Origin of the sequence: Xylanimonas protaetiae (assembly GCF_004135385.1) — a bacterium.
GTDB classification, from domain to species: Bacteria; Actinomycetota; Actinomycetes; order Actinomycetales; family Cellulomonadaceae; genus Xylanimonas; species Xylanimonas protaetiae.
Map to the genome: position 1 here is coordinate 3,550,806 of NZ_CP035493.1, position 23,385 is coordinate 3,574,190.

21 protein-coding genes and 2 tRNA genes are annotated in these 23,385 nt (G+C 75.4%); 6 read left to right on the top strand and 17 right to left on the bottom strand.

The window, feature by feature from the left end; all coding sequences use genetic code 11:
- Positions 1-32 precede the first annotated feature (32 nt).
- The 5 genes from ET471_RS16495 to ET471_RS16520 all read left to right on the top strand — a co-directional run bounded on the left by ET471_RS16495 (position 33) and on the right by ET471_RS16520 (position 2,387).
- A tRNA-Ile gene (locus ET471_RS16495) sits at positions 33-109 on the top strand.
- Positions 110-787: 678 nt separating this feature from the next.
- On the top strand, positions 788-1,294 hold the full coding sequence (locus tag ET471_RS16505) for a hypothetical protein (protein WP_242496339.1): 507 nt from the start codon (positions 788-790) through the stop codon (positions 1,292-1,294).
- An 86-nt stretch (positions 1,295-1,380) separates the two neighbouring features.
- Positions 1,381-1,453, top strand: a tRNA-Asn gene (locus ET471_RS16510).
- A 164-nt stretch (positions 1,454-1,617) separates the two neighbouring features.
- Positions 1,618-1,917, top strand: a complete 300-nt coding sequence (locus tag ET471_RS16515; RefSeq protein WP_165350524.1) for a toxin-antitoxin system HicB family antitoxin — start codon at positions 1,618-1,620, stop codon at positions 1,915-1,917.
- Positions 1,914-2,387, top strand: a complete 474-nt coding sequence (locus tag ET471_RS16520) for a hypothetical protein (protein WP_129190117.1) — start codon at positions 1,914-1,916, stop codon at positions 2,385-2,387. The genes ET471_RS16515 and ET471_RS16520 overlap by 4 nt, the downstream gene beginning before the upstream one ends.
- Positions 2,388-2,511: 124 nt before the next feature.
- Here ET471_RS16520 and ET471_RS16525 read toward each other — a convergent pair whose 3' ends face one another.
- The 9 genes from ET471_RS16525 to ET471_RS16565 form a co-directional block, all read right to left on the bottom strand.
- Positions 2,512-3,291 carry a hypothetical protein gene (locus tag ET471_RS16525; RefSeq protein ID WP_129190119.1) on the bottom strand — a complete coding sequence of 260 codons (780 nt, stop codon included), beginning with the start codon at positions 3,289-3,291 and terminating at the stop codon, positions 2,512-2,514.
- Positions 3,288-4,007, bottom strand: coding sequence for a PP2C family protein-serine/threonine phosphatase (locus ET471_RS16530; protein WP_129190121.1), 720 nt, complete (start codon positions 4,005-4,007; stop codon positions 3,288-3,290). The genes ET471_RS16525 and ET471_RS16530 overlap by 4 nt, the downstream gene beginning before the upstream one ends.
- Positions 4,004-6,709, bottom strand: coding sequence for a protein kinase domain-containing protein (locus tag ET471_RS16535; RefSeq protein WP_129190123.1), 2,706 nt, complete (start codon positions 6,707-6,709; stop codon positions 4,004-4,006). The genes ET471_RS16530 and ET471_RS16535 overlap by 4 nt, the downstream gene beginning before the upstream one ends.
- A 15-nt stretch (positions 6,710-6,724) precedes the next feature.
- Positions 6,725-7,315: a double zinc ribbon and FHA domain-containing protein gene (locus ET471_RS16540; protein ID WP_129190125.1), complete on the bottom strand. Its 591-nt coding sequence runs from the start codon at positions 7,313-7,315 to the stop codon at positions 6,725-6,727.
- Positions 7,303-7,932 (bottom strand): 4Fe-4S single cluster domain-containing protein, encoded by a 630-nt coding sequence (locus ET471_RS16545; protein WP_129190127.1) that lies wholly within the window; start codon positions 7,930-7,932, stop codon positions 7,303-7,305. Before ET471_RS16545 ends, ET471_RS16540 begins: the two co-directional genes overlap by 13 nt.
- On the bottom strand, positions 7,929-9,746 hold the full coding sequence (locus ET471_RS16550; protein ID WP_129190129.1) for an AAA family ATPase: 1,818 nt from the start codon (positions 9,744-9,746) through the stop codon (positions 7,929-7,931). Before ET471_RS16550 ends, ET471_RS16545 begins: the two co-directional genes overlap by 4 nt.
- A complete protein-coding gene (locus ET471_RS16555; protein WP_129190131.1) occupies positions 9,743-10,915 on the bottom strand; it encodes a hypothetical protein in 1,173 nt (390 codons plus the stop codon). Before ET471_RS16555 ends, ET471_RS16550 begins: the two co-directional genes overlap by 4 nt.
- A gap of 79 nt (positions 10,916-10,994) precedes the next feature.
- Positions 10,995-11,786 carry a hypothetical protein gene (locus ET471_RS16560; protein WP_129190133.1) on the bottom strand — a complete coding sequence of 264 codons (792 nt, stop codon included), beginning with the start codon at positions 11,784-11,786 and terminating at the stop codon, positions 10,995-10,997.
- A 517-nt stretch (positions 11,787-12,303) separates the two neighbouring features.
- Positions 12,304-13,146 carry a DUF2690 domain-containing protein gene (locus tag ET471_RS16565; protein WP_129190135.1) on the bottom strand — a complete coding sequence of 281 codons (843 nt, stop codon included), beginning with the start codon at positions 13,144-13,146 and terminating at the stop codon, positions 12,304-12,306.
- 206 nt (positions 13,147-13,352) lie between these two features.
- Here ET471_RS16565 and ET471_RS16570 point away from each other — a divergent pair, with 206 nt between their 5' ends.
- A complete protein-coding gene (locus ET471_RS16570; RefSeq protein WP_207207294.1) occupies positions 13,353-14,828 on the top strand; it encodes an MDR family MFS transporter in 1,476 nt (491 codons plus the stop codon).
- A 94-nt stretch (positions 14,829-14,922) separates the two neighbouring features.
- Here ET471_RS16570 and ET471_RS16575 read toward each other — a convergent pair whose 3' ends face one another.
- The 8 genes from ET471_RS16575 to ET471_RS16610 all read right to left on the bottom strand — a co-directional run bounded on the left by ET471_RS16575 (position 14,923) and on the right by ET471_RS16610 (position 23,383).
- The gene (locus ET471_RS16575; RefSeq protein ID WP_242496340.1) at positions 14,923-15,750 is read right to left on the bottom strand and encodes a MurR/RpiR family transcriptional regulator; all 828 of its coding nucleotides are present in this window, start codon (positions 15,748-15,750) and stop codon (positions 14,923-14,925) included.
- 13 nt (positions 15,751-15,763) lie between these two features.
- The gene (phnE, locus tag ET471_RS16580) at positions 15,764-16,609 is read right to left on the bottom strand and encodes a phosphonate ABC transporter, permease protein PhnE (protein ID WP_129190139.1); all 846 of its coding nucleotides are present in this window, start codon (positions 16,607-16,609) and stop codon (positions 15,764-15,766) included.
- Positions 16,606-17,397 (bottom strand): phosphonate ABC transporter, permease protein PhnE, encoded by a 792-nt coding sequence (phnE, locus tag ET471_RS16585; protein ID WP_129190141.1) that lies wholly within the window; start codon positions 17,395-17,397, stop codon positions 16,606-16,608. Before phnE (ET471_RS16585) ends, phnE (ET471_RS16580) begins: the two co-directional genes overlap by 4 nt.
- Positions 17,394-18,224 (bottom strand): phosphonate ABC transporter ATP-binding protein, encoded by an 831-nt coding sequence (phnC, locus tag ET471_RS16590; protein WP_129190143.1) that lies wholly within the window; start codon positions 18,222-18,224, stop codon positions 17,394-17,396. Before phnC ends, phnE (ET471_RS16585) begins: the two co-directional genes overlap by 4 nt.
- Positions 18,221-19,234 carry a phosphate/phosphite/phosphonate ABC transporter substrate-binding protein gene (locus ET471_RS16595; protein WP_165350525.1) on the bottom strand — a complete coding sequence of 338 codons (1,014 nt, stop codon included), beginning with the start codon at positions 19,232-19,234 and terminating at the stop codon, positions 18,221-18,223. The genes phnC and ET471_RS16595 overlap by 4 nt, the downstream gene beginning before the upstream one ends.
- A gap of 5 nt (positions 19,235-19,239) precedes the next feature.
- Positions 19,240-19,938, bottom strand: coding sequence for an HAD family hydrolase (locus tag ET471_RS16600; protein WP_129190148.1), 699 nt, complete (start codon positions 19,936-19,938; stop codon positions 19,240-19,242).
- Between the two features lie 138 nt (positions 19,939-20,076).
- Positions 20,077-21,999 carry a DNA primase gene (gene dnaG, locus ET471_RS16605; protein ID WP_129190150.1) on the bottom strand — a complete coding sequence of 641 codons (1,923 nt, stop codon included), beginning with the start codon at positions 21,997-21,999 and terminating at the stop codon, positions 20,077-20,079.
- 58 nt (positions 22,000-22,057) lie between these two features.
- On the bottom strand, positions 22,058-23,383 hold the full coding sequence (locus tag ET471_RS16610) for a deoxyguanosinetriphosphate triphosphohydrolase (RefSeq protein WP_129190152.1): 1,326 nt from the start codon (positions 23,381-23,383) through the stop codon (positions 22,058-22,060).
- Positions 23,384-23,385 lie beyond the last annotated feature (2 nt).

A 23,385-nucleotide genomic window follows, 5' to 3' on the forward strand; every position in this document is an offset into this window, starting at 1 on the left:
ACCGGCGGTCCCAGCCGGTAGGCTCGCCGCGCGCCCCGTTAGCTCAGCTGGTCAGAGCAGGGAACTCATAATTCCTCGGTCCCGGGTTCAAGTCCTGGACGGGGCACCACGGCCATGGTGTCGGCGCGAGCAGGGTCAGGCGCCGGGTCCGCCGAACCAAGCCGTACTCGGGCCAGTAGCCGCTGCCCAGGTCGGTCCCAGTCTTGCCCTAGACCTCGTCGGAGTCCCCAGGGCTCCCCTGCGGTGGCCCGGCGGGTACTTGTTCAGCAGCTGCTCCAGCGACAGGTCCGACCGGGTCCGGGACAGGTCCTTGCGCAGCAGCGGCACGGTCCCTGCCGGTCCGACCTCAGCGTCGGGGAGCTCCAGCTCGAACAGGGCCCGTCGGTCGGCCCACTCGCCGCGCAGGGCCTCCCGGACGGGGGGATCGGCCGGCGGCGAGGCGACGGCGCCGTCCCGCACCTGGGACTCCCGCGGCACCCAGTCGACCACCTGGCCGCTGGGCGTGCGCGTGGACGCCACGACCTCGCGTCGCGCCCACCGCTCCTCGAGGTAGTCGCGGACCGACGTCCCGTCCCGCGTCGCGGCTGCCCGCCTCTGCTTGCGTGCGATCCCTCGGACGTCGTCAGGGCGCTCGTCGCGGTCCTGGAACGCCGGTTCCGTCGTGTCCATCTCTCCCCCAGGTGCTGGTGCTGCGCGAAGACGCACACGGAACGAGATCCCGGCTGCCGACGCTGATACGTCGCCACGCGTCGTGCCCCTCGTCCCCGCCCCGCTACGGTGACGCCATGTGGTCCCGCCGCCCCGCCTGCCCGACGACGTCCGCGTGCGCCTGGGCCTCGGCCCCGCCGAGCGCACCCTCGCCGCGGGTGAGCTGAAGGGCGGCGGCTGGGCCGCCGCCGTGCCCGCCGCGCTCCTGGTGGCCCCGGCCGAGGGGCCGGTCCAGGGCCGCCCCTGGTCCGACGTCGACCGGGCGTCGTTCGACCCCCAGCACGGTCTCGTCACGGTGACGTGGGTGGACGGCACGGCGCCCCTCAAGGTGCGGCCCGTCGACCCGGCGCGGTCGCGCCTGCCGCAGGTGGTGCGCGAGCGCGTCGAGTGGTCGGTCGTGCTGGGCGAGGAGGTGCCGCTCCCCGGCGGCCGGTCCGCCCGCGTCGCCGTGAGGCGGAGCGTCGACGGGACGATGTTCTCCCAGGTGCTCGCCGGGCCCGGCGTCGACCTCGACGACCCCGCCGTCGCGCCCCTCGTCGACGCCGCGGAACGGCACGCCCGGGCGGCGGCCGGGCTGCCGGAGTGACGTGCGGCGCAGGCTGATCCGCCGGTTCGGAGCACGCTCGAACGCCTGGTAGTGTTCTCCACGGCTTCGGGAACGAGGTCGAACGATCCCGCGTAGCTCAGCTGGCAGAGCATCCGACTGTTAATCGGACGGTCACTGGTTCAAGTCCAGTCGCGGGAGCCGAGAGGCCCGGAATCTCAACGATTCCGGGCCTTCTGCTTTCGGCCAGACCCTGCCTTGGCACCCGATTGGTACCTCATTCGTTCGGGCTACCGGTGGTCGGCTGCGCCCCGCGCCACGGTCTTGCGGGACGCGTAGAGGTCGGTGGTCGTCTTCGTCACGACGTGCCCAACTGGTTGGACACGTCCCTGCCCTCCCTCTCCTGGCTTGAGCCTGTCTCGGGCGCCGCGTTCGCCGGCATCCAGAAGCTGGCGCACGACGTCGTCGAGGACCTCGAGGCCAACGGAGACACAGTTCCTGTTGCGCTGTCCGAGCGCACCTACTCCGGCGAGTTCCGTGTCCGCATCCCTCCGCAGACGCACCGTCGTCTCGTGGAGAAGGCCGCCAAGGAGCACGACCCGCTGGCCGGCAACGCGGTGACGCGGCTTCGGATGCGCGAACTGATGGCTACAGTCACAGCGTGAACGACCTCGAGGTGGCGACCCTGACGCTGCGCGAACTCTTGGAGGCGTCCGTCTCCATCACCTCGGAGCTGCGCAAGCGCGGGTACGTCCGAACGGGTACGTCCCTGGCCGGCGAGCTGATGGAACACGTGGTGGCTCGCGCCTACGGAGCACGACTCGAGGCGCCCGTGAACGCCGGGTGGGACGCCATCGACGCCGACAACCGACGGCTGCAGGTCAAGACACGGTTCCTCGACCCCGGGGCCCGCCGACCGTTCACGTTCAAGAACCTCGAGTTCGACGTCGCGATCCTGGTCAGGCTCGACGCGACGACCTTCGCGATCGACTGGGCCCGGGAGATCTCACGCACAGACATCGAGTCCCTGCTGACGCCACACTCCTCGGGCCATCGCCTCTCACCTGCGCGTGCCGTCGCGAACGGCGCCGACGTCGCGCAGCGGCTGCGTGACGCGCTCGCCGCGCTCGTCTAGGAGCCTCGCCACTGGCCCCACCCGGCGAGCAGCGCCTCGGCGACCTCGGGCCCGTCGCCGCCACGAGCAATCGCTCGGAAAGGCCACAGCGCGACCGCCCTCCCGAACCCGGACAGCCCCGCGCTCAGCGCCTCACGAGCGAGCGCACGAAGCCGCCGAGGCCGCACACGACGACGAAGACGACGAGGGCGACGAGCGTCCCGCTGTCGGCCGGGCCGCACATCGTGCCCCAGGCCGCCTCGGCGTAGACGGCGGCGAACCCGCCCGCCAGGCCACCGAGCGCCACGGCGAGCCCGGGTGCCACGCCGACGAGAGACCCGAACAGGACGGCCGCGACGATCAGGAGGATCGTCGCGCCGCCGGGGCTGACAGTCTCCAGGATCGGCACGCCGAGCGGCTGGGCCAGGAACGCCAGGACCTCGAGCGCCCCGAACGCGGCCAGCAGGTCCATCGAGAAGAGGCGGCCGACGAGCAACGACGATGCCCCTGCCGCCATCGCGCACAGGACGACGGCGAGCACGAGCACGGCGGTCGTGAACACGACGTCGTCGCCGGTGCAGCCGACGGTGCGGACGAAGTCGATGCCCGCCGCGAGCGTGCCGAGGCCGCCGCACACCTGGGTGACGAGCACCGGTACCCGCCCGATCGCCACGCAGGCGACTGCCAGCACCGCCGCGAGCGCCTGCGTGCCCGTGCCGGGGACGCCGACGACGTCGGCGAAGGTCACGAGCGCGAGCACGGAGACGAAGCCGGGGACGAAGACGCCCCGTTCGCCGTAGTCGGCCAGTCGCGGCCTGGTCCGGCCGGGGCGCCGGGCCGGGCGCATGCCGCGCAGCATGAAGGAGAGGATCCCGACCAGCGACACGAGGAGCAGGAGGGCCCCGAGGAGGTCGCGGCCCGTCACGGGTCGACCCGCGCGACGACGATCGACACGTTGTCCGGCGCTCCCCCGCTCAGCACACGCTCGAGCAGCGCCTCGACCGTGTCCGCCGGTTCCCCTCCCGCGTTGAGCACCGCGCGCAGCGTGTCCTTGTCGACGACGTCCGTGAGCCCGTCGCTGCACAGTAGGTAGGTGACGCGCCGGCTGCCGTGCTCGACCTCGACGTGGTGCGGGTCGAGCACCTTCGGCGGACCGCCGAGGTACTGGGTGACGACGATCCGGCCCGCGCGTTCCGCGCGGTCGTCGCTGGTCAGCTGCGTCAGCATCCCGGCGGCCGCGCGGTACACGCGGCAGTCGCCGACGTTGACGACCTGCACGTCGTCGGGCCCGACGACGACGACCGCCGCCGTCGCGCCCATGTCCGGGGCGCCGGCGCGGGCGCCCGTCTCGGCGACGGCGTCGGCCACGGACTCCAGGATCTTCTGCGCCGCGCCGGCCTCGCGGGCGGCGGGCAGGCCGGCGGCGAGCAGCGGGGCGGCGGTGGCGGCGGCGAGCGCGCCGCCGCGGTGCCCGCCCATGCCGTCGACGACGGCGACCACGGTCGCCGTCGTGACCTCGACGTCGAGCGAGACGCGGGCTCCGGGGACCGCGCTCATCCAGCCGTCGACGACGACCCGGTCCTGGTGCTCCCCGCGCACGAGGCCGGGGTGGCTCACCGCGGCGACCCGCAGCGCCGTCACGCGCCGTCACCCTTGACCCTGGCGACCCAGGTCACGGCGACCGCGAGCGGGACGGCACACATGCCCGCGGCGGTGACGAGCACCGGGTGGACGGCCAGCGGGAGCGCGAGCCATACCGACAGCGCCGCCGCGGCGACCGTCGCGGCCGCTGCGCCAGTGGCGACGCCGCGGCGCCTCGCCCGCCCGATGCCGTTCCAGACGGTGATCCACGCGATCGCGACGAGCGGCAGCGCGAGCCAGATGCCCTGCGCGTGCTGCGCGATCCAGCCCGACGACGCGTGCGGCAGCACGCCCTGGGCCCACGTGGCGGCGGACAGCGGGTCGGGCGTGTCGCCGAGCAGGAGCTGCTGCAGGAACGGGACCCGATCCGCGAACGCGGTCGTCACCCAGGTCGCGCCGAGCAGGGCGCTGGGCACGAAGGCGACCAGCCCCCACCGCAGGACGAGCCGGGCCGTGCGTGCGGCCGCGTCGCCTCCCCGGCTGTCGGCCGGCTGGCCGCGCCGTGGGACGGCGAAGAGCAGCCCGAGCAGGCGCGACAACGCCATCGCGCCGATCACGAGGACCGGGAGCCGGAGGCCGTCGACGTGCCGTGCCGCGAGATCGCCGAGCACGCCGTAGGTGGACACGACGAGGGCGAGGAACAGCAGGGTCCCGTGCGCGAAGAGTCGGGGGGCCGTGGACGTGTCCCACACGTAGACCGCCGCGTACCCGAGCGCGAGGACGCCGACGGCGGTCAGGACCGGCCGGAGGCCGACCGGCAGCCCACCGCCCGCCCAGGTGAGGCGGTACAGGACGAGCAGCGCGGCGTACGCCACCAGCGCCGCCACGTGCCTCTTCAGGGACTGCCGGGCGGCGAGGACCCGGGGGGCACGCTCCGCGGCGTGAGCCTGGCGCGCCCGCTCCCGGGCGGCGACGCGCTCGGCCGCGGCCTCGGCCGCACGCCGGGTGGTCTCGTCCGCGTGGGCGGGCCGCAGCAGGAGGTCCGCGAGGATCGCCGCGACGGCGTTGCCCGCCTCGACGAGCGGGACGGCGGCCGCCCGGAGCGCCTGCTCGCCCGCCGGGAGCGGCTCGAGCGAGAGCGCCTGCGCCCCGGCCCGGAGCCGGTCGGCGCGGTGGGCGTCGCTCAGCGACGCGACGAGCGCGTCGCCCTCGGCCCGGTCCGCGACGAGACGGTCGCGCTGCACGAGCGGCCGGGCCTGGCTCTCCGCCGCCGACCACCAGGTCGCCAGGCGGTTCTGCGCCTTGAGCACCTGGTCGGGCTCGGCGAGCGCCGCCGCCCAGACGGTGAGGGCCTCGCCGGTGCGCAGCTCGCGCACCCAGGCGGCGGCCTCCGGGCTGCCGCCCATGGCCTCGCGGGCGACGGCGGTGAGGGACTCCTCGGTCAGGCCGCGCCCCCGGTACTCGGGGGTCGTCGCCGGGGCGAGGAGCACCTGGAGCGCGAGCGGGAGCACGGCCGGGTCGTCGTAGGGGGTGGCGAGGATCTTGGGGTCGACGCCGGCGCGGTCGAGCCAGCGGGTGAGCTCCTCGCGCTTGCGGGGGTCGACGAGCTCCTCGGCGGCCGGACGCCAGCTCCGCCGCAGGGTCGCCGCGAGGGACGCCGCGTCCCGGTGCACCGTGTCCGCGAGCGTGAACGGGAGGTCCGCGAGCGAGGCTCCGGGCCCCGGTGGCGCCGTGAGCGACCCCAGGCGGTTGACCGTGGGCGAGCCGCCGGCGAGCCAGTCGCGAACCTCCGGCTCGGCCCAGCGGTGGTCGGGATCGTAGGTGAGCAGGCCCTCCAGCAGCAGCCTCCAGCGGGGGTCCGGGTGCTCGACCGGGACGTTGTGGTTCAGCACGGCGTGGCGGACCAGGCGGTCGCCGAGCCGGCGCCCCTGCTCGTCCGAGAGGACGTGCCGCCCGGTGAGGAGCTCGTGGACGATGATCCCGAGGGACCAGTAGTCGGCCTTGCCGGCGACGTCGACCTCGCCGGCGTACATCTCGGGGGCGATGTAGTACCAGCTCCCCACGGACGAGCGGACCTCGGTGTCGAGCGAGAGCAGAGCGGCCGCGCCGAGGTCGCCGAGCACGAGCGTCAGCGGGCTGCGGCTCCGGACGAACACGTTGTCGGGCTTGACGTCACGGTGCACGACGCGGGAGGCGTGGGCGTCATGGAGGGCGCCGACGAGCTCGACGAGCACGGCGCGGGCCCGGTCCCTGGCCACGCCCTGCGGGCCGACCAGCTGCTGGAGCGTGCCCTCGGGGAAGTACTCCTGCACCTCCCAGAGATGCCGTCCGTCCCAGTGGAGGGCGGGGACGACCAGACGCCGCGACCGGTCGGCGCGCAGCTCGTCGTACACCGCGCGCAGCGCCGCGTACTGCGTCGCGTGGCCGCCGACGTAGTACTTCACCACGACCTCCCTGCCGCTGGCGCGCTCCCGGCACACGACGAGGTGCGCCTGAGCCCCGGACGGCAGCGCACGCACGGGCTCGAACCCCTCCAGCACGGCCGGCGGGATGCCACCGAGCAGGGGGACGGCGCCCTCGAGCCCGTCCGCGCGCGTCAGCGCCGCCCCGTCGGCGTCGTCGCCCTGGGTGGGCGCGGCCCGGCCGAGGTCGTCTCCCCGCGTGGGTACCGCGGCACGAAGGCCGTCAGCCTGGGTCGGTGCGGCACCCAGGGCGTCACCCTGGGTCGGTGCGAGGCTCCCTGCCTCGTCGCGTGTGGTCATCGCCGTCCTCTCGGCTCAGGCCGGCAGGACGCGGACGGTCACCTGCCGCCCGAGGCCGACGACGACGCCGTCCTCGAGGGCGAACACGTGACGGCCCACGGCCTCGCGGCCGTTGACGTAGGTGTTGTTGGTCCTGCTGAGGTGCTCGACGGCGACCGTCCCGGCGCGCACCGTGAGCGCCGCGTGCACCCTCGACGCCGTGGCCGACCCCGCGAGCCCCCGGCTGATCCGCGGGTCGGGGACGTCGCGGCCCACCTCCACGCGCTCGCCCGCGAGCAGCGGGACGCGCGACCCGTCGGGCAGCACGAGGTGCGCGGCGACGGCGGCGTCCGGGCCGGGGACGGCCGCCACGACACGCCGGTGGCCGCACTCGGGGCAGTCCGCCGCTCCGTCCGGGACCGGCTCGCCGCAGCCGGGGCACGCGGTGGTCCGGACCGGCGGAGCGGCCTCGGCCGGCGGGGTCACCGCGGCGACCCGGACCGGGGCCGCCGTGAGGGCCGGGGCCGCGAACCCGCCGATCTCCGCGTTGCAGTCCGCGTGCGGGCACAGCCATGAGTCGGCGGGGACGGGCCTGCCGCACTCGGGGCACGCGGTCAGCTCTCCCACGAGGCTCCCTCCAGGTGGATGCCGCGCGCGGCGAGCGCCTCGCGGACCCGGTCCAGGTCACCGGGCTCCGGGAGGCCCAGCAGCCACAGGTCGTCGTCGTCGGCGCCCACCTGGATCCGGGGCCGCAGGCCCGCGTATCGGGTGAGCGCCCGCGCGGTGAGCAGCTCGAGCGTCTGGTTCGCGCTGGCGAGCAGCGGGTGGTCCGACGGCCGGTCCCGGCGGTAGGGACCGGCGACGACGGCGTCCGCCACGGCGAACAGCTCCGGCGCGCGGCGGCGTGCGGCCGCGGCGGCGTAGCCGGTGAACACGAGCACGTCCAGCTCCGGGTGCGCCGCCCGGACGAGCCGCAGCACGGCCGTGACGGCCTGGGCCTGCTGGAGCGGCTCCCCGCCCGTGACGGTGAGGCCGTCGAGGCCCTCGGCGTCGACACGGGCCGCGAGCAGGGCCGCGAGGCCCGGGACGCTCACCTCGTCCCCGCCGCCCGCGTCCCAGGTGTCCTGGGACGCGCAGCCGGCACAGCCGATCGTGCACCCCTGCACCCACAGGCCGACGCGCCGGCCCGGCCCGAGCGCGGTGACGGGCGAGAGCGTCCGGGACAGGCGCAGCGTCGCGGTCATGCGAGCTCCAGCGTGCGGACGCCGTCGGTCTCGGAGCCGAGCGCGGTGACGGTGACGTCGCGGCTCCCGCGCTCCAGGAGAACCTCGGCGAGGGGGTTGACGAGGTTGACGACGACGGCGTCGGCGACCCCGCGCCCGCCGAGCAGGCGGCCTTCGACGGCGAGCTCCAGGAGCTGCTCCACGGCCCGCGGCCCGATGCGAAGCGTGCTGGCGTGCTCGGCGCGGACGCGGCCCTTGACGTTCTCGAGGTAGCGCAGGGCCAGGCCGCGAGCGACGTCCCGGCTCAGGTAGTCGAAGACGACGATGTTCTCCTCGCCGATGCGCCCGAGGATCTCCGGGCGCCGGATCACGTCTCGGAAGTGGCCGACGATCTCGGCGCGCACCTTCGTCTGGATCTCGGGGTCGTCGGGCTCGACGCCGCCCACGCCGAGGTTCGAGGTGAACACGATGAGCGTCTCGGCGAAGTGCACCGTGGCGCCGGTCCCGTCGGTGAGCCGCCCGTCCGAGAGGATCTGGAGGAACTTGTCGAGGATCAGCGGGTGCGCCTTCTCGATCTCGTCGAACAGGAGCAGGCTGTAGGGGTTCTGCCGCACGGCGTTGGTCAGCTCGCCGCCCGCGGAGTGGCCCGTGTAGCCGGGCGGTGCGCCGATGAGGCGCGCCTCCGTGTGCTCGGCGGCGAACTCGCTCATGTCGAACCGCCGGAAGCTGCCCGACCCGCCGGCGTCGCCGCCGAACACGAGCTGCGAGACCGCCTTGGCCAGCTCGGTCTTGCCCGTGCCGGTGGGGCCGGCGAAGAACAGCACGCCGCGAGGGCCCGACCCCCGCTGCGGCAGGTGCGCCGCCGTCATGCCGGTCGCGGTCCGCGCGAGGATGTCCATCGTGTGCGCGACGGCCCGGGACTGGCCCAGCACGCGCGCAGACAGCGCGTCACGGCCGTGGGCGACGCGGGCGCGCAGCTCCGCCCCGTTCCACGGGTTGTCGCGCACCCCGGTGCGATACGCCTGGACCGACTCGACGATCTGGCCCGGGTCGCGCCGCGTGTCGCGCTGCAGCTGCACGATGTCCCGCATGGCCCGCAGGCTCAGCCCTTCGGCCGCGTCGGCGAACTGCGTCACGGCGTCGCCGCCGCCGGGCAGGAGCGCGCGTGCCGCCGCCATCCTGGACCCCAGGTCGGGCACCGGCAGCGGGACCTGCCGGATGCCGTCGCCGCCGACCATCCAGGACGGCAGGTCGGACGGCTTGTCGACGAGGACGAGCACCGGGTTGTGCAACGCCCCGCGCTCGGCACCCCCACCCGTCCCGGGGCGCACGCGGGCCCGCGCGGAGTGCACGTGCGAGACCGCCGTCAGGAAGAAGGTGCTCAGGCCCGGCGCGAGCTCGTCGTCCGCGAGGGCCTGCGACAGATAGTCCAGGACGAGCGCCACCCGGGCCTGCGTCGTCGAGCCCACCGCGAGGAGCACGTCCCCCAGCCGGGGGTAGCCGACGGCGGTGCCGAGGAGCCCGGCGTGCGGCCCGAGCACGGCGCGGGCGAGGTCGCCCGCCTCCGAGCCGGCCGCCGTGCCCCCGCCGAGGACGGTCAGGCCGTGCACCGGCGAGTGGTACAGCACCGCCCCGAACCCCTCCGCGGCCAGCGTGCCGGTGAGGGCGGAGACGGTGTCGAGCGGCACGACCCGCTCGCCGACCGGGCACATGTGCAGGTCACGGATCGACCCGTGGAGCACGTACTGCGCAGTGACGGGCAGCGACGCGGAGATGTCGCGCAGCCAGGCGGGCGCCACGGGGGTCCTCGTCCCGGCGACGGTCGCGGCCGTCACCGCTGCGCTCCCCGCTCGGAGGGCCGCTCGTGCGTCCGGGTGGTGGCCGCCGGGCGCCCGGTCCCGCGCGAGACGGTCTGCCCCTCGACGTGCTGCATGGGCACCACACCCACCGGCATCTCGTGGTCCCGCGTGGACGCCACCCCGACCGCGGCCCATCGCACCTGGAGAGCCTCGAGCCGGCCGCAGTTCGCCTCCTCGGCTGCGGCGTCCGTCTCCTCGTCCGTGTCGCGGAGCGCCACGGTGCGCGCGAGCACCCGGTCCTGACCGGGCAGGAACCGCAGCTGGAGCGCGTGGTCGGGCAGGTCAGCACGGCCCACGCGCGTCCGTTCGCCCGCGGCGGCGGCCTCGACGAAGCCGTCGTCCACCTCGTAGCCGAGCTGCCGGAGCACCTCGGCCGTCTGCTCGACGACGAACGCGCGGTCGGCCTGCGACCGGCGCCGGGCCACGACCTCGTCGACGCGTGCGCGCAGCCGCGCGACGTCGGCCGGCGTGGTCGCCGAGCGCAGCGCGGCGCGCACGGCGGCCGCCTCGGGACCGTCCGCGTCACCGAGCGCCAGCTCCGCCTCGGCGGCGTCGGAGCGGACCAGGTGCGCCTCGCGCTGCGCGTGCAGGGCGGCCGCGGCCTCCGTCGACACCCGCAGCAGCAGCACCTGCGCGTCCGGAGCCCCGTCCGCGACGGCCTGGCCCGTGCGTGCCGCGAGCGCCTCCAGGCGGTCGCGCGCGTCGTCGTCCTCGACCGTCGCCAGCGCGCCGACGATCGCGGCGAGCGCCGCTCCGTCGTCGTGCGACGCGACCGCGGGCGCCTGCGTCGGGGTCGCGTCGGCGCGCCGGGCGGCGGCGAGCGCGAGGGTGAAGCCGCCGACGCCGGCCAGCCGGTCGGCGATGGCGGCCGCCCGGCGCCGGGCGCGGAGCTGGTCGCGCTCCGCGCCCAGGTTCGCGACGAGGGTGCGGAGCCGGGCCTCGGTGGCCTCCAGCGCGGAGCGGTCGTCGGCCGAGCCCACGGTGGGCAGCGACGCCCGCTTCCCGCCCAGCGCGACGACCTCCAGCGCCGTCTGGCGGGCCCGGTCGCGCAGGGTTGCGCACCGCCCTCGCGCCTCTGCGCACTCGCGGCGGTTGCGTGCCTCGGCGGACTCCACCGTGTATCCGTACCCCTTGGGTCCGCTCACGGACCGCTCCTTCCGATCTCTTCTCGAGCGCCCCAGGCCTGCGGCCGGGCTCGGGGCTCCTGCCAGGTGCCGACGCGGGTCACCGCTCGGCCGGCGTGAGGTCCACCTCGGGGAACGCCGTGTCGAGGGCGACCTGCAGGTGGTGCCATCCCTGGTCGGTGAGCGGCTTGCCGTTGGCCGCCCAGTCGGACAGCGCCCCGCGCACGGCCATGTCCCGCAGCTCGCGGACGAGCTCGACCAGGCCGGGGTCGGCCCGGACCAGCGCCACGCACCGGTCCACGAGGTGCGGGACGTGCGCCTTGAGCTCCTCCGAGTCGTCCTTCTCGTAGATCGGCTGGACGACGGCGAGGATCTCGTCGATCGCCTCGCGGACGTTCACGTCCTCGACCGCGCCGGGGACGGGGACGGGCGCAGGGTGGGGTATGGGCTGCGGCGCCCGAGCCTCCGCCCCAGCGGTCTCAGCCCCAGCGGTCTCGGCCCCGCCGGCGTCCGGCGGGGCCACGGCGGCGAGGACCTTCGCGGCCATGGCGCGGTAGCGCAGCACGTTCCTCGGGTGCTCCGCTCCGCCGGCGAGCTGCACGGAGACGATGCTCCCACCGTCCGGCGCGGACCTCCAGGAGACCTCCAGCGCGAGCTCCGACCGCTCCCCGACGGGGCGCAGCGCGGCGGAGGACCCGCTGGTGCGCGTCAACCGGCGCAGCAGCCTCGGCACGGCTCGCTCGACGGCGGCCGCGACGTCGGCGGGCGCGAGGGGGGACACGACCTCGGTGCCGGCGCGCAGGCTGCCCTCGACCCGGAGCAGCAGGCGGAGGCCGACGAAGACCGCCACGCCGACGACGGCCAGGACGACGAAGACGGAGCCTGAGGACATCTAGATCACCGCCTTGCCGGGCAGCGGTCCGGAGCCGGTCGGGGCGTGCTCGCCGCCGACGGTGCGGGGGTGCAGGCGGACGTCCGACCACGTGGTCATGGGTGTTCCTTCGGGGCTGGCCGGCATCGGGGAGGGGCGTGTCACTTCCAGTGACCGCCGTGCTCCCGGCACAGGGCCCCCGTGTTGCGGCAGGTCGAGCACGTGAGCTTGCCGAGGAGCCCGCTGGCCCGTCCGCCGTTGCAGTCGGGGCAGTCGTGGAGCGGGCGTCCGCACCTGGTGCACTTCATGGTCTTGCTCCCGTCGGGTGGGCGTCGGCCCCGGTCCGGAGGTCCGGGCCGGGGGCGTCGCGGCGGGCGACCCGGCGCGACGTGCACATCGTGGCGAACCACCGTCCCGTCCCCTGCCCAAAGCCGCATCCGGGTCTTCCGTCCGGGTCCGGACGGACGCACGAACCCCGGGATCCTGCGGTTTCCCGCCCCTGCGGAGCCCGCGTTTCACCCTGCGGACGCACTCTCCGCTACAGGCAGAGCGGGTCGCCCAGGCCGAAGTGCTCGCCGTCGACGGTGATCTCCCCGACGGCGCACAGGCGGGTGTCGGGCGTGGGCCGCACGAGGAGCGTCGTGTACGCCCCCTGGACGCCGGGCTCGGTGGTGTCCTGCCGGTCGTCGGCGTCCGGGGCCACCTCGCGGTAGATGCTCGCGGAGACCTGGTTGCCCGCGGCGGCGCCGTCGTACCGCGTGACGCGCGCCCACCCGGCCTGGCAGGCGTCGGACCAGATGATCTCCAGCAGCGTGTCGCGCGCCCGCGTCTCGGCCGCCGCCACCGCGGCGTCGTTCACGCAGTCCGTCATCGCCGGGTCGTCGCCCGTGGTCACCGCCGTCCTCGCGTCTGTCGCGGTCCCGGGGTCCGACGACGGCCCCGGCGCCGGCGTGGCCTGCGTGCGCGAGGCGGCCGCGGAGGTCCCAGGACCCACCAGGGTCGCACCCGCCGCACCGGCCGCGATGCCGACGACGCCGGTCGCCACGGCGACCCAGGCGGCCACGGCGACCCGGACCGTGCGCTGCGCCGGCGACGGCGCGGTCCCGGCCGGGCGCGGCGCGGGCTCACGCCCGGCCGGGTCCAGCCCCGCACGCCGGGCCGCGAACTCCTCGACGTCGCCGCCGAGCTCGCGGACGACGGCTGCCACGGTGCGCGCGGTCGGCAGGCGCTTCCCGGCGAACGCGTCCGACAGGACCGTCTTGGAGATGCCCGTGCGGCGGGCGAGCGCCTCCAGGGTCGGGTTGCCCGCCCCGGACCGCAACGTGCGCAGGTCGTTCGCGAGGTGCTCGACGGTGTTGTCGGTCTCGGGCGCAGGCGACATGGGACTCCTCGGGTTCCGGTTCACCGCACCGGGTCAACCGATCGTGGGTGCGGCTCCGAAGGGCCGGGGCAACGGGACGGACAACGGCAAACTAGCCGGGCATCAGGCCTGGTCACATCTCCGGACCGGGTGATTCCGGGCACGGCGGCGGGTCACGATGTGGGACGTGGGGAATACCCGGCGGCCGCCCGGGACTTGGACCCCACGTGCCCTCCCCCACCCCACGCCCCGGCGTCGGGCTGCGCTCCGAGCGCGGTCCGGTCCTGCTGTCGCTGATGCTGTCGACGGCGCTCGTCGCCCTCGACGCGACCATCATCGCGACCGCGTCCTCGACGATCGCGCGCGAGCTCGGCTCGTTCAACCAGCTCCCGTGGCTCTTCTCGAGCTACCTGCTCGCGCAGGCGGTCAGCACGCCGGTCTACGGGCGGCTCGCCGACATCGTGGGCCGCAAGCGGCTCATGCTCGTGGGCATCGGCCTGTTCTTCGTCGGGTCGGCCGTGGCCGGCGCCGCCCCGACGATGGGCATGCTCATCGCGGGCCGCGCGATCCAGGGTCTCGGCGCGGGCGCCGTGATGCCCGTGTCGATGACGATCACGTCGGACATCTACACGCTCGAGGAGCGCGCCCAGACGCAGGGCTACCTGGCGTCGGTGTGGGGCATCTCGTCGGTGGTCGGGCCGACGCTCGGCGGCGTGTTCAGCCAGTTCGTGTCGTGGCGGTGGATCTTCTGGGTCAACCTGCCGCTGGCCGTCGTCGCGGCCGTGACGCTCGCCGTCCGGTACCGCGAGTCGCAGCAGTCCTCGCACCGCGAGCCGATCGACTACCTCGGGGCGGTGCTCCTGAGCGGCGGCAGCACGCTGCTGCTGCTCGGCCTGTCGGAGACGGCGTGGCCGTGGTACGCGGGCGCCGCCGTCCTGCTCGCCGCGTTCGTGGTGCGCTCGCGCACGACGCGCTTCCCGATCCTCGACCTCACGATCCTGCGGCGGCGCGTCATCGGCGCCTCGACGACGGTGTCGCTGCTGGTCGGCGTCGTCGTCGTGGGACTGTCGACGTACGTGCCGATCTACGCCCAGGAGGTGCTGGGCTTCGGGGCGCTGCTGGCCGGGTTCGCTCTGGCGGCGCTGACGATCGGCTGGCCCATCTCGGCCTCGCAGGCCGGGAAGGTCTACCTGCGGCTCGGCTTCCGCGTCACCGCCGTGATCGGGTCGACGCTCGTGCTGGCCGGGTCGGCGCTCACGCTGCTGCTCGGTCCGACGACGCCGCTGGTCCTCGTGGCCGTGTTCTGCTTCGTCATCGGCGCGGGCATGGGCCTGACGGCCGTGCCGACGCTCATCGCCGCGCAGGCCGCGGCCGGGCCCACCGAGCGGGGCGCCGTGACCGGCACCAACATGTTCGCCCGGTCGATCGGCTCCGCGGTCGGCGTCGCGGTGCTGGGCGCCATCGTCAACTCGCACGCCGTGCTCGGCGCCGACGGCGCCCCGCACGGCCCGGGCGTCATGGAGGCCATGCGGTGGGTGTTCGGCGTGCTCGCCGGCGTCGCCGTCGTGCTGCTCGCGGCGGCCGCCGCGATGCCGAAGGACCGCGCGCAGGCCGTGGCCCGCCGCGAGGCGGTCGCGTCCGAGGCGGTCGCGTCCGAGGCGGTCGCGTCCGAGGCCGGCGCGAAGGCCGAGGCCGTCGCCTGACGCCGACGCGGTGCAGGCCGACGCGGTGCAGGCCAGCGCGGTCCCGGCGCACGCGGTCCCCAGGCAGGCGCGCCGGGCCGACGACGCTGCGGGACTATTCGCCGAGGCTCTCCCCCAGCACGGCGAGCACGGCCGCCCGCGCCGCGGCCGAGCGGCCGCCGCGCCGCTCGACGAGCAGCTCCACGAGGTGCTCGAGCACGAGCCCGAGCGCGGCGCGCGAGGTGTGCAGGAGCTCGTCGCGGAACGACCCGGTCACGGGCGGCACGACGAGCGCGGTGTGCGCGATGCCGACGAGCGGCGAGCCCGCGAACGAGGTGACGGCCAGGACGTGCGCCCCGGCGTCGCGCGCGGCGCCAGCCGTGGTGAGCGTGGGCCGGCTGGCGCCCGAGCCCGAGAGGGCCAGGCACACGGACCCGGGCCCGAGCTGCCTGGCGGCGATGTGCTGCGCGAGCGTGTCCGGGAGGAACTCGCACGGCCGCCCGGCCGCCCCGAGACGCATGGCGACGTCGAGCCCGAGCGGCGTCGACAGCCCGCTCGCCGCGACCACGACGCGGCCGGCGGTGTCGAGCGCGCCGAGGAAGTCCTCGACGGCGTCCTCGGTGAGCGCCGCCGTCATGCGCGGCAGGCTGCGGCCGAACGTCTCGATCGCGGCGCGCAGCGCACCGACGGCGGTCCCGTCGCCGGCCGGGGCGTCGGGCGCCGGGCCGAACGCCAGCTCGCGCGCGACCGCGACCCGCAGCTGCGGGTAGCCCTCGTACCCGAGGGTCCGGGCGGTGCGGACCACCGACGCACGCCCGACGCCGGCGAGGTCGGCGAGCTGCTGCGCGGTGCACTCGACGGACCGCGCGAGGTCGTCCGCCACGACGTCGGCCACGCGCCGCTCGCTCGGCTGGAGCGACGACGCCAGCGCGGCGATCCGCACCGACGGTGGCGCGTCACTCGGTCCCTTCCACGACACGTGCGCGTGCCCCCTTCGTGATGCGGCGTCGGATCGCGCCGGAGACCGCGTCGATCGCCATGGTGACCACGACGACGACCACGATCAGCACCCCGACGGCGTCCCACTGACGGTACTGGGTGTACCCCGTGAGCAGGTCGCCGACACCACCGACGCCGATGAGGCCCAGGATCGCCGACGTGCGGACGTTGAGCTCGAACCGGTACAGCGCGAGCGACATGAGCTCGGGCGCCGCGGCCGGCCAGAGCCCCCAGCGGGCCGTCTCGAACAGGTTCCCGCCGGCCGCGCGGACCGCCTCGGCCGTCCCGGGCGGCACACCCTCGATGGTCTCGTACGTCCACCGGGCGTGGGTGCCGACGCCGCCGATCGCCAGGGCGAGCGCGCCCGTGAAGGGCGTCAGCCCCGTGACGGTGAGGATGACGATCGCGATGATCACCTCGGGCACCGCACGGACGACGGCGAACACGGCCCGCAGGGGCAGCCGCAGCCACCAGGGGCCCACGCCCCGCGCGGCCGGGACGCCCAGGACGGTCGAGACGACGACGCCGAGCAGCGCCCCGAGCCACGCCATCTGCACCGACACCCACGTCTGCTCGAGCGCGTAGGGCAGCCGCGACCAGTCCGGGTGGGCGAACATCAGGCCGAGGTAGCGGACCAGGTCGGAGGGCAGGTCGCGCAGCGCGGCCCAGTCGAGCCGCAGGTGCAGCACGGCCGCGAGCACGACGGCGGTCGCGCCCCCCTGCACGGCCCGCACGGCGAGCCGGCGCGGGCGGGCCGGCGCGGCGACAACGGGCCGCGCGGCCGTGAGCGTCGCGGCGGTCATCGGAGCCTCGCACGCAGCACGGTCGAGGCCGCCTCGATGAGCACGACGACGACGAGGATCTCGAGGATGATCACGCCGAGCGCTCCGTACCGGTAGAACCCGCGCACCTCGTCGACGAGGCGGCCGATGCCACCCGCGCCCACGAGGCCCAGCACGGCGGAGATGCGCACGTTGAGCTCGAGCGAGTAGAGCGTCTGGCCGGCGAACGCGGGCCACGTCTGCGGCACGGCGAGCACGCGGTTGGCCTGGGTCTGCGTGCCGCCGGCCGCGAGACCGGACTCGAGGTAGGCGGCGTCGGCGGAGTCGATCGCCTCGGAGACGAGCTTGACCACCACGCCCAGGTCGAAGACGACGAGCGTGAGCACGCCGGGCAGCGCCCCGACGCCGACCATCGCGACGAGCAGCGTCGCGTAGACGAGGTCGGGCACGGCACGCACCACGTTGAGCGCGGCCCGCACCGCGCGGCGCGCGGGGCTCGGGTTGGTGGGCCGCGCGGCCCACAGCGACAGCGGCAGCGCGAGCAGCGCGGCCACCGCGGCGCCGACGACGGCGATCTCGAGCGTCTCGAGCAGCGGCTCGACGGTGCGCGGCAGGATGCTCCAGTCGGGGTCGAGCATCTGCCGGACCTTCGACCAGCCGAAGTGCCAGTGCTGGGCGATGCCCCGCAGGTCGACGCGGATGCCGCCGAGCGCGGGCGTCACCGTGACGGCCGTGAGGGCGGCGAGCACGCCGAGGACGCCGGCGGTGCGCGGCCAGGTGCGGGGTCGCGGCGGCGCGGCGACGCTCACGACCCGGCCCCGAGCCGGTCGCGGACCTGGAGAGGACGGCCGTAGATCTCCTCGAACACGGCGTCGTCGGCCGTCGCCGCGGGGCCGTCGTAGACGAGCTCGCCGTCGCGCAGCCCGATCATGCGGGTCGTGTACTGGCGGGCGAGGTCCATGAGATGCAGGTTGACCAGCACCGTCAGGCCGCGCTCGGTGTTGATGCGCCGGAGGTCGGCCATGACGGAGTGCGCCGTGGGCGGGTCGAGGCTCGCGACGGGCTCGTCGGCGAGCATCACCTGCGGCTGCTGGCTGAGCGCCCGGGCGATGGCCACGCGCTGCTTCTGCCCGCCGGACAGCGCGCCCGCGCGGCCCCACACCTTCTCGAGCAAGCCGACGGAGTCGAGCGCGGCCAGGACGATCTCGCGGTCCTCGCGCCCGGCGACCCCGAGCAGCGTCCGCCACGTCGGCGTGTGGGCGAACCGTCCCACGAGCACGTTCTGGTAGACGCTGGCCCGGTCGGCCAGGTTGAACGCCTGGAAGATCATCCCGATGCCGCCGCGCAGCTCGCGCAGCCGCCGGCCCCGCAGGGAGCCGACGTCGTGCGGGCCCACGGTGACGGTGCCGGACGTGGCCGGGACGAGCCCGTTGACGGTGCGGACGAGCGTCGACTTGCCCGAGCCGGACAGCCCGACGACGGCGACCATCTCGCCGGGCTCCACGGCCAGCGAGACGTGGCGCAGCGCGACCGTGCCGTCCGGGTAGCGCACCGAGACGTCGTCGAGGCGCACGGGCCAGGGCCCGGAGGCGGCACGGGCCGCCTCCGGGCTGCTGGTGACGGGGTGGGTGCTCACTTGCCGGCGAACCGCGCGGTGACCTTGCGGGCGAGGTCGATCTGGTCGGCGTCGGCGGGGACCCAGCCGGTCTGGCTGAAGATGTTCTTGAGCGTCTCCGGGTCGACCTTGCCGTACCCGGCCATGAGGTCGGTGATCTTGCCGCGCAGGTCGGCGGGCAGGTCGGCGCCGAGCACGACGCCGCCGTTCGGGTACATCTCCGAGAGACCGAAGACGACGACCTTGTCGCCGAGGTCGGGGACCTCGGTGGCGTCGATGGCGGACCGCGCGTCCCAGTAGGCGAAGCCGACCTCGGCGTCGCCGTTGTAGACGGCCATGATGAGGTTGTCGTTGCCGGTCACGGGCACCTGGGTCAGGTCGTCGACCTTGACCCCCGCGGCCTCGAGGTCGAGCACGGGCAGCTGGTAGCCCGCGGGCGACGTCGTGTTGCCGAACGCGACCTTGGTGCCGGGCGTGATCTTCTTCAGCGCGTCGAGCGCCACGGGGCCGACGCCGGTGTTCGTGGCGCCGTCGGCGACGCCGTTGCAGTAGAGGTACTCGGCGCCGCTGGCCGCGTAGGTGGCCTTGACCGGGGTGTCGGTGCAGTACTTGCCCGCGTTGTCGACGGAGGTGAAGAACTCCGAGGCGTACGACGACGCCCCGTTGCGGACGTCCTGGAGCACCGGGTAGGCGCCGCACTCGTCCTGGGCGGCGGCGAGCGAGCCGGCGTCGGCGATGGCGATCTGCGCCTGGCCGGAGCAGACGGCCTCCACGGCGGCCTGGTAGTCCTTGGTGACGACGCCCTTGACCGTGACCCCGAGCTGCTCGGAGAGGTAGTCGGTGAGCGGCTCGGCCGACGTGACCAGGTCGTTGACCTGCTCGTTCGGGATGAGGGCGAGGGTGATCTCCGAGGGCCACGCGGCCGACGGCGCGGCCGAGGCGCCGCCGGACGCGGTGGCGTCCGCGCTGCACGCGGCGAGGGTGAGGGCCAGCGCTGCGATGCCGAGCACCGCGAGGGGGGTCGTGCGCATGTCCGTCATGCCTTTCGGTCGAGGGATGGTGCGGTGAGTCCCCGTGCCGCGGACGCGGCCCAGGAGCGGATGTCGTCGTACAGGTCCGCGAGGGTGGCCCCGCGCAGGTCGGGCATCAGGTCCGTGCGGGTCGCGGCCGGGCCCACGAGCGCCGTCGCCGCGCCGAGCGCGGCGGCGGGCGCGAGGTCGTAGTCCCAGATGTCGCCGACGGAGAGCACCGGCCCGCGGGCCAGGTGGGCGCCGACGACGGCGGCCAGCCCGGCCGGCTTGCCGATCGCGTAGTGCCGCTCGACGAGGTGCTCCGCGGCGCCGAGCTGCTCGAGCGCCGCCGCGGCGCCGGTGGCCGGCGCGTTGGTGGCGAGCACGAGCCGGGCGTCGCGGCGGAGCGCGGCGAGGAACGCCCCCAACCCGGGTGGTGCGACGACGGGCGCGGCCGCCGTCCCGAGCTGTGCGCGGCTGGCCTGGTAGGCGTCCTCGAGCTCCCCGGCGCCGGCCCCGCGCGCCAGCGCGAGCCGCCGCACGGCGTCGTACCCGTCGAGGAACGCGGCGTCGCCGGCGTCGACGAGGGCGAGGGCGTCGATCGCGTCGTCGACCAGCCGTCGGTCGCCGAGCGTGTCGGCGACGTGCCGCGCGTACGCGATCACGGGCCCGTGCCCGAGGGCCAGGGTTCCGTCGAAGTCGAAGACGACGGTCGGCTGCCGCATCTGCCCTGCCTTCCTGTGGACGATGCGGCCACCGTAGACCTTCATTGTGGACGGATGGGCCACAGGCAGGTGAACGGCAGGTGGCGGGCCGGTCACGGTCCGGTCTCGGCGGGGAAGGCGGGCGGAGGTCGCCCCGGGTCAGGCGGTCTCGCGCAGCGTGCGGCGCTGCGCCTCCACGCTCAGCAGCGTCTGGAACGCGGCGCGGTAGCCGTCCGGGTCCGCGCCCGGGTCGAGCCGCAGTAGGCGGCTCTTGGCGTCGGCGATGCGGCGCGTGAAGCCGAGGTCCTGCACGGCCCGCACGACGTCGGCGACGAACCGGCCGATGGCGTCCTCGCGGTCCTCCGGCAGCGGCGCGACGGCGAGCTCGTCCACGAGCCCGCCGACCAGCTCGCCCGCCTGCTCCTGCACGGCGGTCACCCACGCGGGCCCGGCCAGCGAGCGCCCGACGGCGGTGCCGCCGGCCGCGCGGATCGCGGCGTGCACGGCCCGCCAGGCGGGGACGACGAAGGCGTCGTCGTCGAGGGCGTCGAACGCGGGCGGCACGTGCTGCGGGTACTGGAGCGCGGTGACCAGGGCCATGCGCTCGGTGCGGGCCACGGGGTCGCGCGGGTCGGGCGTCGGCAGGCTGGGGCGGGGCGCCGGCGCGGTGTCGACGGGCTCGACCGCCGCAGGGCGGTCGGCCTGGCGCGGGCGCTCCGCGGCGCGCGCCACCTCGCGGCGCACCTCCTCGGTGTCCATCCCCGTCCACCGGGCCAGCGAGCGCACGTACCCGAGCTGCATGCCGCGGTCGCGGATGCCCGCCACGAGCGGGGCGGACTCGCGCAGCGCGCCGAGCCGCCCCTCGACGGTGTCGAGATCGTACCCGTCGACGACGCGCCGCACCACGAACTCGAACAGCGGCACGCGCGAGTCCACGAGCGCCCGGACGGCCTGCGGCCCCTTGGCGATGCGCAGGTCGCACGGGTCCATGCCGTCGGCGGCCACGGCCACGAACGTCTGGGCGTGGAAGCGCTGGTCCTCGCCGAACGCGCGCACGGCCGCCTTCTGGCCCGCGGCGTCGCCGTCGAACGTGAAGATGACCTCGCCGCCCAGCGACTGGCCCGACGCGAGCTGGAGCCCGCCGCCCGCGCCGAAGTCGCCCATGAGGCGGCGCACGATCTTGGCGTGGTCGCCGGCGAACGCCGTGCCGCACGTGGCCACGGCCGTCTCGACGCCCGACAGGTGCGCGGCCATGACGTCCGCGTACCCCTCGACGACGACGACGCGCTTGTCGCGCGCGATCGCCTTCTTCGCCAGGTCGATGCCGTACAGCACCTGGGACTTCTTGTAGAGCGTCGTCTCGGGGGTGTTGAGGAACTTCGGCCCCTGGTCCTCGTCGTACAGGCGCCGCGCGCCGAAGCCGACGACGGCGCCGGTCGTGTCGCGGATCGGCCACACGAGGCGGCCCCGGAACCGGTCGTAGACGCCGCGCTGCCCCTGCGAGACCAGGCCCGCGGCCACGAGCTCGGCCTGCGTGTAGCCCTTGCCGCTGAGGTGGCGGGTCAGCGCGTCCCAGCCGGTGGGCGCGTACCCGACGGCGAACTTCTCGGCGTCGGACCGGTCGAAGGAGCGCTCGGCCAGGAACTTGCGGCCGGCGGCGGCGTCGGGCCCGAAGAGCTGGGACTGGTAGAACTCGGCGGCCACGCGGTTGGCCTCGACCAGGCGCTGGCGGCGGCCCGGCTCCTCGCGCCGGACCCCGGTCGAGTCCCCGCGCGAGTCCTCGTACCGCAGCTGGATGCCCACGCGGCCGGCCAGGTACTCGACGGCCTCCGCGAAGCCGAGCCCGTCTGTCTTCTGCACGAACGCGATGACGTCGCCCGACTCGCCGCACCCGAAGCAGTGGTAGCGCCCGACGCCGGGCCGCACGTGGAACGACGGCGACCGCTCGTCGTGGAAGGGGCACAGCCCCTTGAGCGACCCGACGCCGGCGGGCTTGAGCGTGACGTGCGCCGAGACGATGTCCTCGATGCGGGCGCGCTCGCGGACCGCCTCCACGTCCTCACGCTTGATCAGGCCCGCCACGCCCCGAGTCTAGGGCCCGGCAGCCCACCGGGGGTCGCGCGCACGGCCGCGCACACGGTCAGCGGCCGACGAGCCGTGCGTGCCACTGCAGCGCGGAGACGTCCGTGAGCGACGCCACCTGGTCGACCACGACGCGCAGGCGGGCGGCGTCGTCGGACGCCGCCGCCCAGTCGGCCGCGAACGGCGGCTCGAGCGCCACGGGGGCGCGGTCGGCGAGCACCGCGACCAGGTCGGCCACGATCTCGCGCTGGGCCTGGTAGACGGGCTCCTCCTCGCGCGGCGCCATGACGTAGGCGACCGCGACGCCCTTGAGCGCGAGGATCTCGAGCGCCGTCTCCTCGGGCACGAGGAACCGCGCGTCGTACCGGGTCAGCGCGCCGGGGCCGTAGACCTCGCGCGTGGCGGCCTGCGCGGCGCCGCTGAACCGGCCGATGAGCGAGCTCGTGAGGTCCTTGAGGTGGGCGAGCGCGCGGCGCGACCCGTCGAAGTCGGTCATGAGCAGCCCCGAGGCGCGCAGCCGCTCCAGCGCCGCCTCGAGGGCGTCGGACGTGTGCCACGTCCCGTACCAGGCCTGCACGGCGCGGACCACGCGGGCGCGCTCGTCCGCCGACTCCAGCAGCGTGAGGTCCAGGCGCCCGCCGACGACGGCGTCCTCGACGTCGTGCACGGAGTACGCGATGTCGTCGGCCAGGTCCATGACCTGCGCCTCCATCGACCGGACGCCGCTGCCGTCGAGCGTCACCGGCGCGCCCTGGCGCAGCCACGTGAAGACGGGGACGTCGTCGGGGTAGACGCCGAACTTGGCGGTCACGGACCCGTCGGGCCGCCGGGGCCCGGCGCCGAGCGCCCACGGGTACTTGACCGACGCGTCCAGGGACGCGCGCGTGAGGTTGAGGCCCGCGCCGTCGACCTTGGGCTCCAGGCGCGTGAGCAGCCGCAGCGTCTGCGCGTTGCCCTCGAACCCGCCGATGCCCTCGGCGACCACGGCGAGCGCCCGCTCCCCGTTGTGCCCGAAGGGCGGGTGCCCGAGGTCGTGCGTGAGGCACGCGGTGTCGACGACGTCGGGGTCGCAGCCGAGCGCCCGCCCCATCTCGCGCCCGATCTGCGCGACCTCGAGCGAGTGCGTGAGCCGGGTGCGGACGAAGTCGTCCGTGCCGGGCGTGAGCACCTGGGTCTTGGCGCCCAGGCGCCGCATGGCGCTGGAGTGGACCACGCGGGCGCGGTCGCGCTCGAACGGGGTGCGCTGCCGGGACTTGGGCGGCTCGGGCGCGTACCGCTCGACGTCGTGGTCGCCGTAGGCGCCGGGGCCCTCCTCGCCCTCGGCAGGGCGCGGCACGCCTCCGACGACGTCGGGGTCGAACGCGCCCTGCTCGAAGGTCTGCACGC